This window comes from Elusimicrobiota bacterium (assembly GCA_041660925.1).
In the GTDB taxonomy this organism is placed as follows: Bacteria; Elusimicrobiota; Elusimicrobia; order UBA1565; family UBA1565; genus JBAZUV01.
The window spans coordinates 82324-97588 of record JBAZVI010000003.1 but is presented as its reverse complement, the minus strand read 5'-3'; the positions used below and the strand labels follow the sequence as shown (position 1 = coordinate 97588).

The window sequence follows — 15265 nt, the reverse complement described above, 5'->3', positions numbered from 1 at the left end:
GCTTTTTCCATGCCGAATTTCCCGGAGGGGAGTATAGTGGGACGGTCTATCCATCCATCGGAAACATCCAACGGGAATCCCCCAGTGGGGATTCCCGTTAACAAGCGCGTCATTGAAAATGAGGCGCAGGCCTGCTATATACATCCTGAATGAGCGCTGAACAGCCCGAGAAGGGCCCCGAAGAGCTGCTCGACAGCGTCGCCAACCTCGACACCGCGCGCATGACCCTGCGCTGGGCGCTCGAGCGCATGCGCATGCTCGAGAGCGGCCAGGGGGAGATGCGCGAGCTGCTCAAGGCCGCCGCCCTCGGACGAGAGGACGCGGTCAAGGAGCTCGAGCGCTTCCGGCTTTCCGTCGACGAGCGCCTCACGCGCCTGGCCGAGCGCGAACGCTTCGTCGCCGAGATGCAGGGCATCCTCAACAGCCTCTTCAAGGGCGAGCTGCAGGTCGAAGAGTTCGTCCGTCGCCGTCAGGACCTCGAGAAGACCCAGGAGGTCCTCGAGGCGAAGGTCCGAAAGCGCCTCGCCGAGGCGGAGGAGGCCCACAAGCGCGAGCTCGAGGGCCACGCCCGCATGCTCTCCGAGATGGAGGGCACCTACACCCGCGCCCTCGCCGAAGCCCAGGCGCGCTATCACGGGGAGCTCGAAGCCCGCGAGGAATCCGCGCGCGAGGCCGTCGAGACCGAGCGCGCCAAGGCCGAGCGCGCGCGCGAGGACGCCCTCGCCGAGATCCGGCTGCAGTCCGACCAGTCCCACCAGAAGGCCCTGCTCCTCGAGCAGGAGACCGCGCGCCGCCGCGCGGCCTTCGAGGAGGATCTGGGACGCCTGCGCGCGCGCCTGCAGGAGGAGCACGACCTCGCGCTCGCGCGCGAGCGGGACCTGCACGCCGCGCTGCGCGCGGGCATCGAAGGCGAGAAGCGGCAGCTCGAGGCCGAGCTGTCCCTCCGCGCGGACCGCTTCGCCGAACTCCGGCAGGCGCTCGCGGACGCCGAGGCGGCCGCCGCCTCCCGGGAGGAAGCGGCCGTCCGGAAAGCCGAGGAAGCCTTCGCGCGCGAGCGCTCCGATCTCCACGCGCGCATCGAAGCCCTCCGTCTCGAGTCCGAGGGGGTCGCCGTCCGGCTGGCCGGGGAGATCTCCGCTCTGAAGGCCGACCTCTCCCGGCAGGGGGACGTCCTCGCCGCCGAGCGCGAGCGCGTCCTCGCCGAGCAGGCCGAACTTCGCCGCCGCCAGGAGGACCGCCACGCCGCGGACCTCGACGCGCTGCGCGGACAGCTCTCCTCCTGGCAGCAGCGGGTCCTCGTCGACCAGGCCTCCCTCTCGGGGGAGTTCCAACGCCGCGTCGAGGAGCGCGAGGCGGAGCTCCTGCGCCGCGCCGAGGAGCGGGAGAACGGGCTGCGCGAGGAGCACTCCCTCGAGCTGCGCCGCCTGCGCGAGGAGCACGACGAGCGCGCCGGCCGCCTCGGTGCGGAGCTCTCCGCGATGCGCGAACGCCACGAGCGCGAGCTCGGGGACCGGGCCGAGGAAGCCCGCCGCCTGGCCGACTCGCTGCGCACCGCCGCCGGCGAGCGCGAGGGGGCCGGCGCCGCGGAGCTCGCGCGCCTGCGCGACGCCCATCGGGCCGAACTCGACCGCTTCGCCGAGGAGCTGCGCCGCCAGCGCGAGGATTTCCGCGCCGAGCGCCGCGCCATCTCCGTGGAGATCGAGAAGGAGCGCGAGGCCGCCGCCGCCTCTCACGCCGTCGCCTTCCAAAGCCTCGAGAAGACCTTCGCGGAGCGCACGCGCAGGATGCTCGAGTCCCAGGACGAGGCCCTGCGCGCGCTCGACGCGTCGCACCGCGCGCGAGAGACGGAGATGCGCCGCGCCGGCGACGAAGAGTCCGCCGCCCTGCGCGCCGAGCTCGCCGCCGCGCGCGGAGGCTTCGAGGTCGAGCGCGCGGCCCTGCTCGAGGAGCAGACGAACATCCGACGCGAGGACCTGGCGAAGTTCGAGGAGGCGCTGCACGGCGTCGAGCGCTTCTTCCTCGAGCGCAGCAACGAGCGCCTGCGCGAGACCGTCGAGCAGGTCGAGGAGGCCCGCCGAGGCTACTCGAAGCTCTTCGCCGTCCAGAAGCACGAGGCCGAAACGGAGATCGCGCGCCTGCGCCGCCAGGTCTCCGAACTGAAAGCCGAGCTCGCGCGCCGGCCCCCTTCGCCGGACGGGGTGCTCCCCGACGTCGACGCCGAGGACCGTCCGCGGCGCTGGCTGCGCCGCTTCGCCGTCCTCGCGCTCGCCGCCGGCCTCGCCGCCGCCGCCGTCCGGGCCCTCGGGCTCCAGGGCGCGGACTACGCCGTGCCTTTCTCGCACCCGACCGCCATGCTCTGGGAGGGGGACGTCCTCTGGGTCGCCGACGCTTCCGAGAACGCCCTCTACCGGCTGCACCTCTCGCCGGAGGGGATGGTCTCCGAGGCCCGCTTCCCGGTGCAGGGCGTCCGCCTGAGCGGATTCACCCGCGCGAACGGGACCGTCTTCGTGCTCGACGCCGACGCGCGGGCGCTCTCGCGCATGCGCGTCCAGGACGGCGCGTTGCTGCCCGAGCGCTCCTGGCCGGCCGGCGGCTCGCGCCCGAGCGCCGTCGTCTACGACGGCCGCGACCTCTGGGTCGCCGACGCCGCCGACCGGGTCCTGCGCCGCCGAGCCCTCGACGACGCGCTCACGCCGCTCGAGGAGCGTCCCCTCGCACTGGCGCCGGCCGCGCTCGCGCAGCGCGACGGCGCCCTCTGGGCCGCCGACGCCGCGGGGCGCCTGCGTTCGCCGACGGACCCCGCGGGGAGCTCCTCCGCGGACCTGCGCGCGCCTCTGCCCGACGACGCCGCGCCGCTCTCCGCCCTCGCCTGGCGGGGGGAGACGCTCTGGTTCAGCCGCGACGGCGTCTACCAGCTCCACGCCCGTCCTCTCTGGCGGCTGCGCCCTCTCCCCTGGCGGCGGGCCTCCGCGACATTGACACCCGACGGCGGGATGGACTAGAATCGCGTCGTGGCCTTCGATCCCTTCGGCGTGAAGAACGAACCTCCCCGCGAGACGGGGACGGCGGACACCGTCCCGCTCCGTCCCGCGCACGGCGGCAGCCGCACCCTCTGGGGCGGCCTACTCGCCGTCATCGGTCTCGTCCTCCTGCTCTGCGCCGGCGGCCTCTACGCCCGGATCCGTCACCTCTCGCAGCCTCCGCTCGTCGTCGCCCGGACGCCGGCCAAGCCCGCCGCCGCGGCCCCCGAAGCCAAGACTCCCGCGAAGGAGGAGTCCCCGCAGGAGACGAAGCCCGCCGCGCCCGAAACGAAGAAGGAGCCCGCGAAGACTTCGAAGACCCCCGCCGCGAAGGAGGCCGCAAAGCCGGCGCCTCCCGCACCCAAAGCGGCGGCCCCGGCCGCCGAGCCGGCGAACGGCGCCTCGGCCCGTCCGGCCGGAGGGGTCTCCAAACCCGTCGATTTCTCGTATGCCGACGCCGGGGCCAAGGAGGTCTACCTCCTCGGTCCGTTCCTCGTCCGCACCAACGGCCGCAAGCCGATGTTCAAGGACTCCTCCGGCGAATGGCGCCTGACGGTCTACCTGAAGTCCGGCAGCCCCTATGCCTACCGGTTCGAAGCCATCGACGCCCACGGCAAGCGCCACCTCACGAAGAAGCAGACCGTCGAAGTCCCCTAGCCGCAAAAACCTCCCTCACGTTATTGTTTTTGTAACATCGCCCGGCTAAACTCGCAGTAACGGCGCCTGGACTACGTCTATCCGGCGACGTGCCGTCACCATGCGGAACCTACTTCGCGCTCTGCTCATCGTGACCACCGCCCTGACGGCCGCGGCCGTGCAGGCCGACGCCCAGTCGCGCCGCGTCCATCACACGAGCTCGCTGCTTCCCGACGGGAACCTCCTCATCGTCGGCGGCCGCAACGACGTGGGCACCGTGCTCCAGACCGCCGAGATCTTCCCGTCCCAGCGCGACGGCCCCACGGTAGCGGCCGCCGCGATGATCTTCTCGCGCTCCTCGCACACCGCGACCGTCCTCCCGGACGGGCGCGTGCTCGTAGCCGGCGGCATCGACAACGGCGGGACCTACCTCAACAACGCCGAGGTCTACAACCCCGTCACGAACTCGTGGCTCACCGTCAACTTCCCCGGGGGCGCACCCGGCCGGCACAGCCACACCGCGACCCTGCTGCCCAGCGGCCGCGTCCTCATCGCCGGCGGACAGGACTCCGCGGGGACGCTCACCGGCTCCTGCATCCTCTTCCGCCCGGGCCCGGGGTTCGACGACTTCGTGTCGGTCACCGCGCTCCAGCAGCCCCGCGGGGGCCATACCGCGACCCTCCTTTACAACGGCAAGGTCTTCGTGGCCGGCGGCTACCTCTTCCCCGGCCCGGACTACTCGGTCTCCACCGAGCTCTACGACTATGCCGCCAACGTCTGGACCCCCGGCCCCAGCCTCATCACGAAGCGCGCCTACCATTCGGCGACCGGGCTCGGGAACCGCAACGTCCTCATCGCCGGCGGCTACAACGCCCGCAACACCAAGGAGACCCAGGGCATCCTGGAGACCACCGAGATCTATAACCCGATCTCGGACAGCATCTCGCCCGGCCAGCCGATGCAGGAACGGAAGATGCTCCACACCGCGGAGCTCGACCCGAGCGGGGTCGTGACCCTCTTCGGCGGTCTGGGCAACGTCACTACCTATTATTACAAGACGACCTACAATTTCGAGAACCCTTCGACCCTCATCGACACGGTGCTGGCGCTCTCGACGGGCATCATCTCCACGGCGAGCAACCTCAACGTCGTCCTGCAGCCCCAGCTCGCGGTCGCGGCCAACGGCTCCATCGTCGACGGAGACATCTTCATCTCGAGCCCCACGGCCACGCTCGAGGACGGGAAGGTCTACTTCAGCACGCGCACCACGCGCTTCTCCATCAACGGCTACCCCGTCGTCAACGGCCGGGTCAACTATTACGGCGACCCGGTCCCGATGACGAACCCGAGCGGCACCATCATCTTCGACGCCCGCAACGCGGGGACCCCGGACACGCCCTCGGGCGCGGGGAGCACGCTCGTGATCGCGGCGGGCGCCGGCTGCGCGGGCAACAGCACCTGCGACATCTCCGGCGGCACGCTGCGCCTGGGGAGCATCGACGTCGCCTTCCCCATGACCGACTACGTCCCTCCCTCCAGCACCATCCTCACCGGCCAGGCGCGCATCATCACGGCGAACATCACGGAATCGGGCAGCGACACCATCGGCGCCTACGCGCTCTCCCTCACCTCGGGGACCTGCGACCTGACCGGCGGCTCCGTCGTGCCGACCACCGACCTCACGGGCGCGCACATCAACATGGCCAACCGCGATTTCCTCGGTGTCCGCGGCTCGATCGTCATCAGCACCACGACCGCCCGCGCGAGCCCCGTGCTCCCCGTGAGCCTCACCGTCAGCGGCGTCACGCTTCGTCTGCAGTACATCGTGAGCCCGGTGAACCTGGCCGGGATCGGCTTCGACTACGACATCGCCACGGTGACCATCCGGCGCATGATCTTCGGCGACGTCGAGCACTACGACCCCTCCAAGAACACCATGGCGTTCGGCGCCGCCGGCGCTCCGCGCTACAACCACACCTCCGTGCTGACCCCCAACGGCGACGAGGCCTTCTTCGGCGGGCAGACCTGCGGCGACGCCACCTGCAGCGCCTTCCTCACCCTGCGCACCGACACTCCCGGCGCCCTCATCCCGGTGCCTGCCAGCGACACCCCCTGGCAGACCTTGGCGTCGGCGAACATGCTCGCGTCGCGCTCGCACCACACGACGACCGTGCTGCCCGACGGGCGGCTCCTCGCGGCCGGCGGCACCAACGGCACCGTCGTGCTCAACGCCGCCGAGCTCTACGACCCGCAGACCGGCGTCTGGGCGGCGACGGGCGGCATGCGCTACCCGCGCAACCTCCACACCGCCACGCTGCTCCCCAACGGACGGGTGCTGGCCGCGGGCGGCTTCATCTCGATCGGCTCGACCGGTGCGACGCGCTCGGCGGAACTCTTCTTCCCCGAGACCGGGACCTGGGTCCCGACCTCCCAGATGGTCTCCTCGCGCAGCTATCACACCTCCGTGCTCCTGCCCGACGGGAACGTCCTCGTGGCCGGCGGCTACGACGCGAGCGGGAACTACCTCAACACCGCCGAGATCTACATCACGACGGCGATGGTCTGGCGCCCGATCCCTTCGATGTCGGTCGCGCGCGGCCAGCACACGATGAGCCTTCAGCAGAACGGCAAGGTCCTGGTCGCCGGCGGCGTCAACAGCACCGTGCGCGGCGAGGTCGAGGAGTACAACCCGACCACCGGGCTCTGGACGCTGCGGACCTCGCTGAGCCAGTCGCGCTACGCGCACAGCGCCACGCTCCTGCGCGACGGGCGTCTGCTCGTCACCGGCGGCTCCGACGGGTACGGAGAGATCGCCGCCGCGGAGATCTACAACCCCGTCACGAACGCGTGGGCTTACACGACCTCCTTCGGGGGGGGGAACGGCAACGACATGCTCGTGCCGCGCCTGCGCCACAACGCGACCCTCCTTCCCGACGGCAAGGTGCTCGTCACCGGCGGCATCGACCGCCTCGGTCAGCCGGTCATCGACACCGAAGGCTTCGACGTCGACCACAGCACCTGGCAGCTGCAGGGCAAGCTCGCGGCCGCGCGCGCCTACCACTCCACGCTCCTCGCGCACAACGGGATGGTCGTGCTGGTCGGCGGCTTCACCGGGCTCGACCGCCTGAACTCCGTCGAATACCGCTATTACGCCCCGGGGACGATCGACCAGGCCTCCCCGCCCCCGAGCCTGCGCCAGCCGACCATCGTCAGCATCGACACGATGACCTTCGTGCAGGGGACCTCCATCACCCTGCGGGGGACGCACTTCCAGGGCAACGGCGAGGCCTCCGGAGGCCGCGGCAACGCGCAGTCCTCCCACCACCTGCCCCGCGTCTACATCCAGCGCATGGACGGCTCGGGGAACAACACGCAGTCCGACAGCGGCTTCGTCGTCGACCTGACGACCCGCGTCTACGACCCCGCCTACAATGCGTGGTCGATCATGGACTCCTCGATCACCCTTCAGATCCCGACGAGCACCGGGCTCGCACCGCGCGGCTGGTATCAGATCCGCGTAGCGGCCAACGCTCAGTTCTCCGACGCCATGTCCATCCAGATCGGCCCACCCCGGCCGAGCGCGAGCCCGGGCATCCCCTCGGGGATCGTCCTCGGGGTGTCCTCGATCTCGTGGACCTGGAACGCGGCCGGCGGGTCCTTCGACGGCTACATCGTCTATTCCGCGACCAACGGGGTCTTCATCGCGACCGCGCCGACGAACGTCTTCATCCAGCGGAACCTCGGTCCCGACACGGTCGCGGCCATCAAGGTCGCCGCCTTCAACATCTCGGGCGACGGCCCGGTCATCACCTCCAGCGTCCCCTACACCACCCCCTCGGGAGACATCACCGGGCTCTCCGGCGCTCCGCAGTCGCCGACCTCCATCCTCTGGTCCTGGTCGAACAACAGCGCGGCCTCCTCCTACAACGTCTTCGCGACGACCTCCGGCACGCGCATCGCGACCGTCGGCACCCCGTCCTTCCTCATGAGCGGGATCTCGACGAACACGGCCTACGGCCTCCAGATCCAGGCCATCACCGACACCGGCAACGGGCTCCTCTCTCCGGGCGTGACCGTGTACACTTACGCGGCGGCGCCCGGCGCGGGCATCCCGGCGCTGAACTACGTCTCCACCGGCGGGTTCCTGGCGACCTGGCAGGCCAACCAGAACCCGACCGGGACGACCTTCAACCTGAAGATCCTCCCCGACGGGACGGGCGCTGCGGTCGCGATCACGGACATCACGGACCTCACCCGCGGGCTGACGGTCGACAACGCCGCGATGGTCCCCAACACGCTCTACCACGTGAGCGTCGCCGCGGTCAACGGCGACGGCATCGAGAGCGCCTACACGGCCCTGGGGAGCACCTGCACGCTCGCCAACCCGGCGGCGAGCCCGACGGTCGCCTTCACCGACCCCGCGAGCATCGGCGTGGTCTGGGGCGCGAACTCGAATTCGTCGACGACCACCTGGCAGATCGTGGTCTCCTCCGACAACTTCGTCAACCACTACTCGACGCCCATCGCCTACTCCTCGAGCTACACGGCGCTGAGCGCGACGCTCTCCGGGCTCCTCACGGGACTCACCTACGACATCCGCATCTACGCGCGCAACCAGTACGGCGCCGAGACCGCGTTCGTCTCCACCCGCGCGTTCACCGACAACGGCGGCGGCCCCGTCGGCTCGCTGGCCATCCTCGCGCCGAAGAACGCGATGACGGTCATGTCCGGCAACATCGGCTCCGGCCGCAAGATCTTCGTGCGCGTGCCGCCGAACACCTTCTCGGAGGACGTCCGCCTCTTCATCTCCTCCTACAGCGTCCTGAACTGCGGGAACATCAACGCCGCGGTCGTCGTGACGCCCATCCCCTACCTGCAGGCCAAGGGCCCCTTCGAGCTCGGCATCTCCTACAACACCGGCGAGGCGAACCTCGGGAGCGTCGCCACCCTCGGGATGGTGCGCTACGACGAGACCTCGCGCGCCTGCGTCCCGCTGCAGAGCCGCGTCGACGACGCCTCCCGGCTCGTCACCGCCCAGCTCAACCACCTCTCCATCTACCAGCTCGCCCAGCTCTCGCCCTCCAGCACGATCGAGACGGCGCGCGTCTTCCCGAACCCGCTCTACAAGAACAGCCAGAGCTATTTCACCTTCGACCGGCTCCCCGCGGGGAGCCGGGTGCGCGTCTTCACTCTGCACGGGGAAGAGCTCTTCGACCGCACCGCGAACGCCTCCGGCCTCCTCACCTGGGACGCCGCCAACAAATCCGGACGCCCGGTCGCCAGCGGCCTCTATCTGGCCGTCATCGAGGCCAACGGCAACCGCCGGACCCTGAAGATCGCGGTGGTGCGCTGACATGCCGACGATCCCGACGCGAGCGCGGCGGCGGACGGCGGGGCTCCGTGCCCCGGCGCTCGCGCTCGCCCTCGCGCTCTGCCCGCCGGCCTCGGCGAGCGACTTCACCTCGAGCGCGGTCGGCACCGCCGGTTCGGAGTTCCTCAACCTCGACGTCGGCCCCCGCGGCATCGGCATGGGCGGCGCCTACTCGGCGGTCACCGACGACGCCTTCTCGATGTACTGGAATCCCGCCGGCCTCGCGCGCATCCCGCGCGCATCCGGCGCCGCGATGCACAACGAATACCTGGCCGGCATCCGCCTCCAGTATCTCGCCTACGCCCAGCGGCTCAACGAGACCTCCGTCCTCGGCGGCGCCGTGCGCTACATGGACGCGGGCGACATCGACAACACCGACATGAGCGGCAACCGGGTCGGCAGCTTCCGCCCGCGCAACTACGTCTACGAGGCCGGGTGGGCGCAGTCGATCAGCGACCTCGCCGACGCGGAGCGCGACATCGACCTGGGCGTCACCGGCCGCTACTTCCACTCCGACCTCATCGCCCACGCGAGCGGCTTCGGAGGCGACATCGGCGTGCAGGCGCACTTCCCGGAGAACCGGATGCCTCTCCATTTCAGCTTCGTCGCGCAGAACCTCGGACGCGGGCAGAAGTTCGACCAGATCCGGGACAGCATGCCCTTCCGCGGCCGCCTCGGCGCCGCCATCGTGCCGACGCCCTACTCGATCCTCTCCATGGAGGCGGTCTTCCCGGTCTCCAACCAGCCCTACGGCGCCGCCGGCCTCGAACTCACGCTCGACGCCCCCAACAGCGTCAAAGGCTTCCTGCGCGCGGGCTACAACTCCCTCAACCAGTTCAGCGGCCTCGAAGGCTTCAAGGGCGCGAGCTTCGGCATCGGCGTCAAGCTCCTCAACGCCACCATCGACTACGCCTTCGTCCCCTTCGGCATCCTCGGAGAGGCCCACCGCTTCTCCGTCACCTGGAACCTGCCGGCCAAGCACTCCCGCCGGTTCCGCGAGCGATGATCCCATGAGCGAAGAACTCCCGGACCGTCCTTCCCCGCCGCCGCCCCGCCCGCCGGCGCCTCCGCCCTCGGCCCTGACCCGGCGCGAGGAGACGCCGCTGATGGACTACCTGCGCGTGCGCATGGAATCCCTCGAGCGCGAGCTGGGCGTCGAGCGCGAACGGGCCCGCGCCGCGGAGGGGATGATCAAGCAGCAGGACTCCCTGCGCTCCGAGGTCGAAGGCCAGATGAAGGCCATCTCCGAGCAGCTGCGCCAGCAGAAGGCGCTGCAGGAGCTCGAGCACGAGAAGGCCGGCTCCAAGGGCCGCGTGGAGGCCCTCGAGCAGCGCCTCGACGAGATGCACAAGACCTGGGCCTCGCTGCTCAAGGACGCGATGACGCAGCGGGGGGGAGAGGTCGAACAGGCCTCCGCCGAGGTCCGAGGACTCGGAGAGGCCGTCGCCGGCCTGCGCCGCGATTTCCAGACGCTCAAGGAGCACCTCTGCGCGGTCCCCGCCCGCTCCCCCGACGTGCAGGAGCTCTCCGCCCTGGTGCCCGCGCTGGCCAAGGCCCGCACGGAAGACGAACGCCTGCTCCGCGAGCAGCTGCGCGAGATGGTCGCCGGCTTCGGCGACGCGATGTCCGGACGGCTCAAGGAGCTCTCCGACCGCTTCGCCGGCGAGGCCGCGCGTCAGCGCGAGCGCCTCGAGACCCTCGAGAGGGAGCGCACCGCGCTGCGCGACGCGATCGAGGCCCAGCGCCACGACCTCCGCCAGGACGCGCTCAAGGCGAACGCCGAGATCGACCGGAAGGCCGAGGACCAGCTTGCGGCCCTTCGCCGCACCGTCGTCGAGCTCGCCGAGCGCCAGATGGGCTCGGGAGAGGCGGTCCAGGGGGTCCGCAAGGCCCTCGAGGACCTCCGCGCCGGCCTGGCTCGACCGGAGACCGCCCGCGACGAGATCCTCAAGGGCCTGGAGGCCGAGAAGAAGGACCTCCTGAACGCCCTGCATGAGCGCACCGAGCAGCTGCGTTCCTACGTCCTCGAGCGCCGCGAGATCGAGCGCGGACTCGGCGAGAGCCTCATGGAGACCAACCGCCAGCTCGAGCTCGAGCGCGCCGCGCATGCCCGCACCCGCGAGAGCGTCGCGGGGCTCGAGCGCGCCATCGAGGCCCTCAAGGCCGAGGCCGAGCTGCGCCGCCAGGAGGTCTCCGACCGCGACGCGCGGATCTCCCAGGTCGCCGCCGAGCGCGACGCCGTGCTCCAGACCCTCGCCGAGGAAGCCGAGAAGGTCCGCCGCCAGATCGCGGCGCGCATGGACTCCGACCGCGCCTGGGAGGAGAAGCTCCTCGAGCAGCAGGGCGTCGTCGACGCGGAACGCCGCCAGCGCGTGCAGACCGAAGAGAGCGCCTCGTCTCTGCGAACCCAACTCCAGACCCTCACCGACCACGTCAGCCGCCTCATCCGCGAGAAAGAGGCGGTCGAGAACCGCTTCGCGGACTGGGAGAAGCAGCGCCAGGAGCTCGAAGGCCAGCTCCGCAAGAAAGACGAGATGGTGGCGATGCTCTCGACGACCTTCCGCAACCTCGTCAAGAAGCCCCTCGAATAGCCGCCTCTCCTCCAGAACGCTCGCGGCGCGTGCGGACTTCGCGCCGCGAGGCCTTTTTCGACTGAAAATCGAATCAAAATAAACGAAAAAACAGGGGTTGACAGAAAAGACTAATCCTGTAAACTATACGGTCTTCGCGGACGCCCCTCGACGCGGCGCCGCTCCGGAGCCCGATATGGCCATGAAAAAGAAGGCACAGAAGAAGGCGAAGGCTTCCCCCAAGTCCGCGAAAGCGACCGCGAGGAAGAGCCCAAAAGCCGCGAGCGGCCCGGTCTTCTCCCGTTCCGAGCTCGTCACCATCCAGAAGACCCTGTCGGTCAAGCGCGAAGAGATCTCCAACATGATGCGCAAGAACCAGGACATGGAGCCCATCACCTCGGAAGTGGGCGACGAGGCCGACCAGGCCGGGCTCTCGCTCGAGAAGGAGATGATCTTCGAGCTCTCCGACAACGAGCGCATGGCCCTCGACCAGATCGAAGGCGCGCTGCGCAAGATCGAGAAGGGCACCTACGGACTCTGCGAATCCTGCCAGAAGCCCATCATGAAGCAGCGCCTGCACGCGATGCCGTTCGCCCGCTACTGCATCGGCTGCCAGAGCTCCTCGGAGCGGGCCGCCTACGCCTAGACGCGTCCCCCGGAAGGCCTCCCGCCGCGTCGCGGTGCTCCTCGAGGAGCAGTACCAGGAGCTCGAGGTCTGGGTCCCGTATCTCCGGCTGAAGGAAGAAGGCCACGAGTCCCTGCTCGTCGGCCGTGAGAGGGGGGCCGTCTACCGGGGGAAGTTCGGCTACCCCGCCCAGGCGGAGGTCTCCTACGCGAAGCTCGAGTCCTCCGAGGTCGACGCCGTCGTCGTCCCCGGCGGCTTCGCCCCCGACTTCATGCGCCGCTACCCCGAGCCCGCCCGCCTCGTGAAGGCGGTCTTCGACGCGGGCCGGCCCGTGGCCGCCATCTGCCACGGGGCCTGGCTGCTCTGCTCGGCGGGGATCCTCAAGGGCCGCACGGCGACCTGCTTCTTCGCCATCGCCGACGACGTGCGCAACGCCGGCGCCCGCTGGGTCGACCGCGAAGTCGTCGTGGACGGGAACCTCATCACCTCGCGCAAGCCCGAAGACCTCCCGGCGTTCTGCCGGGAGCTCATCAAAAGCCTGAGATAAGGGGAGGAGGAAGGCCGGCGGGAACGCCGGCTACCTTCTGTTCCGGCTTCTGTTCCGGTGCGCCTTCGCGGTCCGGGGAGGAGGCATGTACGTCGCGTAGCTGAGCCCTTCTCCGGAGATCTGCTCCTTGTACTCGCTGACCTTCCGGACGTATTCGGGCGTCTCGCCGTTGCGGGGGATGCGGCCGAGCTTCTGCACGGGCACGTGCCCGGCGTTGTAGGCGGCGACGGCGAGCACCTTGTCTCCGTCGAAATACTCGAGCAGCCACTTCAGGTGCCGGGCGGCGCCGTCGACGCTCTGCTCGGGGTTGCGAGGATCCACCTTCAGGCCTCTGGCCGTGTCGGGCATGAGCTGCATGAGGCCGACGGCTCCGGCCCCGGAGACGCGCATCGGGTCGCCCCACGGGTTCTCGGCGCGCATCATCGCCTCGATGAGGTCCGGGTCGAGGCCTCTCCTGCGCGCGACGACCTCGATCATCTTGCGGTAGCGCGCGACCGGGTCCTTCCCGGCGGCGGGGACGGAGTACTTCAGGTCCTTCGCCGTCTCGACGACCTGACGGACGGCGGGAACCTTCGGAGGGACGACGGGAGCCACCTTCGGCTTCTCGGGCCCCTGCCGGTAGGCGCGCTCATAGTCGGCCAGGAAGGCCTTCAGGGCGCGGTCGTTGGGCAGGCCGCCGCTGCGCGTGACGGCGCCCGTGCCGAGCTGATAGGCGGCCAAGGCGCGGTGCACGTCCCCGTTATAGCGGTCGAGGAGGTTCTTGAGCAGGAGCGCGCCCGCGCGGAGGTTGATCTCGGGGTCGCGCAGGTCCTGCCCGGCGAGGCCCACCGACTTCGCGGCGAGGGGGGTTATGAGGAGGAGGCCGTAGGAGCCGTGGCTCACGCGAGAGGGAGAGGACGAGAAGCCGCCTTTCGCCGAGACCAGCGCGCGCAGCACGGCCGGCTCGACGCCCGCGGCCTTCGCCTCGGCCTGGAGGAAGTCCTCATAAGGGCCCTTCGGAGCGGCGTCGGCGCCCGGCGAGGGCACCGCGTCGATGTGCAGGCCGCCGCCGGCGGCCGGAGCGGCCGACAGAGCCGCGAACGAGTTCGGCGCGGCGGAGTCGTTCGAGGCGACGACGGAGCCGGCGCCCGAGCGCAGGGTCCCCTGGTCGAAGGAGACGAAGCCGTCCTTCTGGATGAAGCCCGTCAAAGCCTTGTCGATGCCCTTCGCCCCCTGCGCGAGGCCGTGCGTCTTGAGGAAGTCGACGGCTTCCTGACGGATGGCGGGGGTCGGGACCTGGACGTCGCTCTCGTCGACGACCTGCACGGCGTCCTTCCCCCAGATCGCCTCGAGGCGGCGGATGCCCTCGAGCTTCTTCTCCGGACTCATCCCCTCGAGCCAGCCGGCCGCGGTGAAGCGCTGCACCTGCGCAGGCTCCTCCATCTTCCGGTAGAGCTCGGATCGGACGGGAGGGCGAAGGAGTTCGACCGCGACGGCGCCGCTCTGCGCGATCTTGGCCTGAACCTCGGGGGTTTCCTCGGTCGGGACGCGCACGAGCACGCGCACGCCCTCCGCGCGGACGGAGAGCCCGACGGAGAGAAGGAGGGCGGCGGCGGCGAGGGGGGTTGCGCGCATGGGAGTAGGATAGGGCCGCGGGCCCAAATCGACCCGTAGCCGAAGTCCTATGAGTATATAGGCCCTAAGGCCTACGCGCAAGAGAGGGACTAGCGGCGATCGTTGAGGAAGGGGAAGCGGGTCCGGGTCTTCTCGATCTGAGCACGGTCCACGTCGACCTCGGCGACCTGCACGCCCTCGCGTGAGCCGCAGTCGAGCACGACGCGGCCGAGCGGGTCGAAGGCCATGGAATTGCCGCTGTACTCGAGCGGCGTCGGGTCGGCCCCGGTGCGGTTGACGCCCACGACATAGGCCTGGTTCTCGATGGCCCGCGCGCGCAGGAGCGTCATCCAATGCTCGGCGCGCTTGGCCGGCCAGCTCGCGATGACGACGTAGACGTCGGTCTTCGCGGCGGCGTCCCAGAAGAGGTGAGGGAAGCGCAGGTCGAAGCAGACCGCGGGCGCGACCGAGAAGCCCTCGAGCTGGAAGCGCTCGGGGCGCTCGCCGGCGCGGTAATGCTTGTCCTCCTTGCCGAAGGAGTAGAGATGGATCTTGGAGTAGGAGGAGACCTGGCGGCCGCTCCGGTCGAAGGTGAGGAGGTTGTTGCGCCCGTCCTGGACGACGCCGCAGGAGAGCCAGAGGCCGTGCTCCTTCGCGAGCGACGAGAAGAACTCGAGGTCCGAGGCGTCCACGGTGCTCTTCGCGAGGTCCATCGTGAAGCCGCTCAAGGTCATCTCGGGGAAGACGAGCCAGTCCGCCTTCTTCCCGCGCAAGCCCTCGTCGAGCATGCGGACGATCTTCTTCTTGTTGGCCTCGCGGTCCTCCCAGGCCATGTCGAACTGACAAAGGGCAAGTTTCATAAGGGTACGACCTCCGTTCTTCGCCCGGCTTTCCGCCGCCCTC

At 70.0% G+C, this 15265-nt stretch carries 9 protein-coding genes; 7 read left to right on the top strand and 2 right to left on the bottom strand.

From position 1 onward, the window contains the following. The first annotated feature begins 149 nt into the window (after nt 1-149). The 7 genes from WC969_05505 to WC969_05475 all read left to right on the top strand — a co-directional run bounded on the left by WC969_05505 (nt 150) and on the right by WC969_05475 (nt 12769). Entirely contained in the window at nt 150-3002 is a 2853-nt protein-coding gene (locus tag WC969_05505) for a hypothetical protein (protein ID MFA6029288.1), read from the top strand. A 9-nt stretch (nt 3003-3011) separates the two neighbouring features. Next, nucleotides 3012-3677, top strand: a complete 666-nt coding sequence (locus WC969_05500) for a glycogen-binding domain-containing protein (protein ID MFA6029287.1) — start codon at nt 3012-3014, stop codon at nt 3675-3677. Nucleotides 3678-3777: 100 nt separating this feature from the next. Next, nucleotides 3778-9009 carry a kelch repeat-containing protein gene (locus WC969_05495; GenBank protein MFA6029286.1) on the top strand — a complete coding sequence of 1744 codons (5232 nt, stop codon included), beginning with the start codon at nt 3778-3780 and terminating at the stop codon, nt 9007-9009. Between the two features lies 1 nt (nt 9010). Next, on the top strand, nt 9011-10033 hold the full coding sequence (locus tag WC969_05490; GenBank protein MFA6029285.1) for a PorV/PorQ family protein: 1023 nt from the start codon (nt 9011-9013) through the stop codon (nt 10031-10033). 4 nt (nt 10034-10037) lie between these two features. Then, the gene (locus tag WC969_05485) at nt 10038-11618 is read left to right on the top strand and encodes a hypothetical protein (protein MFA6029284.1); all 1581 of its coding nucleotides are present in this window, start codon (nt 10038-10040) and stop codon (nt 11616-11618) included. 181 nt (nt 11619-11799) lie between these two features. After that, the gene (locus WC969_05480; protein ID MFA6029283.1) at nt 11800-12243 is read left to right on the top strand and encodes a TraR/DksA C4-type zinc finger protein; all 444 of its coding nucleotides are present in this window, start codon (nt 11800-11802) and stop codon (nt 12241-12243) included. A 34-nt stretch (nt 12244-12277) separates the two neighbouring features. Next, nucleotides 12278-12769, top strand: coding sequence for a type 1 glutamine amidotransferase domain-containing protein (locus WC969_05475; protein MFA6029282.1), 492 nt, complete (start codon nt 12278-12280; stop codon nt 12767-12769). A gap of 30 nt (nt 12770-12799) precedes the next feature. Here WC969_05475 and WC969_05470 read toward each other — a convergent pair whose 3' ends face one another. Beyond that, the gene (locus WC969_05470) at nt 12800-14383 is read right to left on the bottom strand and encodes a transglycosylase SLT domain-containing protein (protein ID MFA6029281.1); all 1584 of its coding nucleotides are present in this window, start codon (nt 14381-14383) and stop codon (nt 12800-12802) included. An 89-nt stretch (nt 14384-14472) separates the two neighbouring features. Beyond that, nucleotides 14473-15222, bottom strand: coding sequence for a nitrilase-related carbon-nitrogen hydrolase (locus WC969_05465; GenBank protein ID MFA6029280.1), 750 nt, complete (start codon nt 15220-15222; stop codon nt 14473-14475). Between the last annotated feature and the right edge of the window lie 43 nt (nt 15223-15265).

Coding starts and splice junctions, on each gene's coding strand:
- WC969_05505 (MFA6029288.1), top strand. CDS start 150: ATGAGCGCTGAACAGCCCGAGAAGGGCCCCGAAGAGCTGCTCGACAGC.
- WC969_05495 (MFA6029286.1), top strand. CDS start 3,778: ATGCGGAACCTACTTCGCGCTCTGCTCATCGTGACCACCGCCCTGACG.
- WC969_05490 (MFA6029285.1), top strand. CDS start 9,011: ATGCCGACGATCCCGACGCGAGCGCGGCGGCGGACGGCGGGGCTCCGT.
- WC969_05485 (MFA6029284.1), top strand. CDS start 10,038: ATGAGCGAAGAACTCCCGGACCGTCCTTCCCCGCCGCCGCCCCGCCCG.
- WC969_05480 (MFA6029283.1), top strand. CDS start 11,800: ATGAAAAAGAAGGCACAGAAGAAGGCGAAGGCTTCCCCCAAGTCCGCG.
- WC969_05470 (MFA6029281.1), bottom strand. CDS start 14,383: ATGCGCGCAACCCCCCTCGCCGCCGCCGCCCTCCTTCTCTCCGTCGGG.
- WC969_05465 (MFA6029280.1), bottom strand. CDS start 15,222: ATGAAACTTGCCCTTTGTCAGTTCGACATGGCCTGGGAGGACCGCGAG.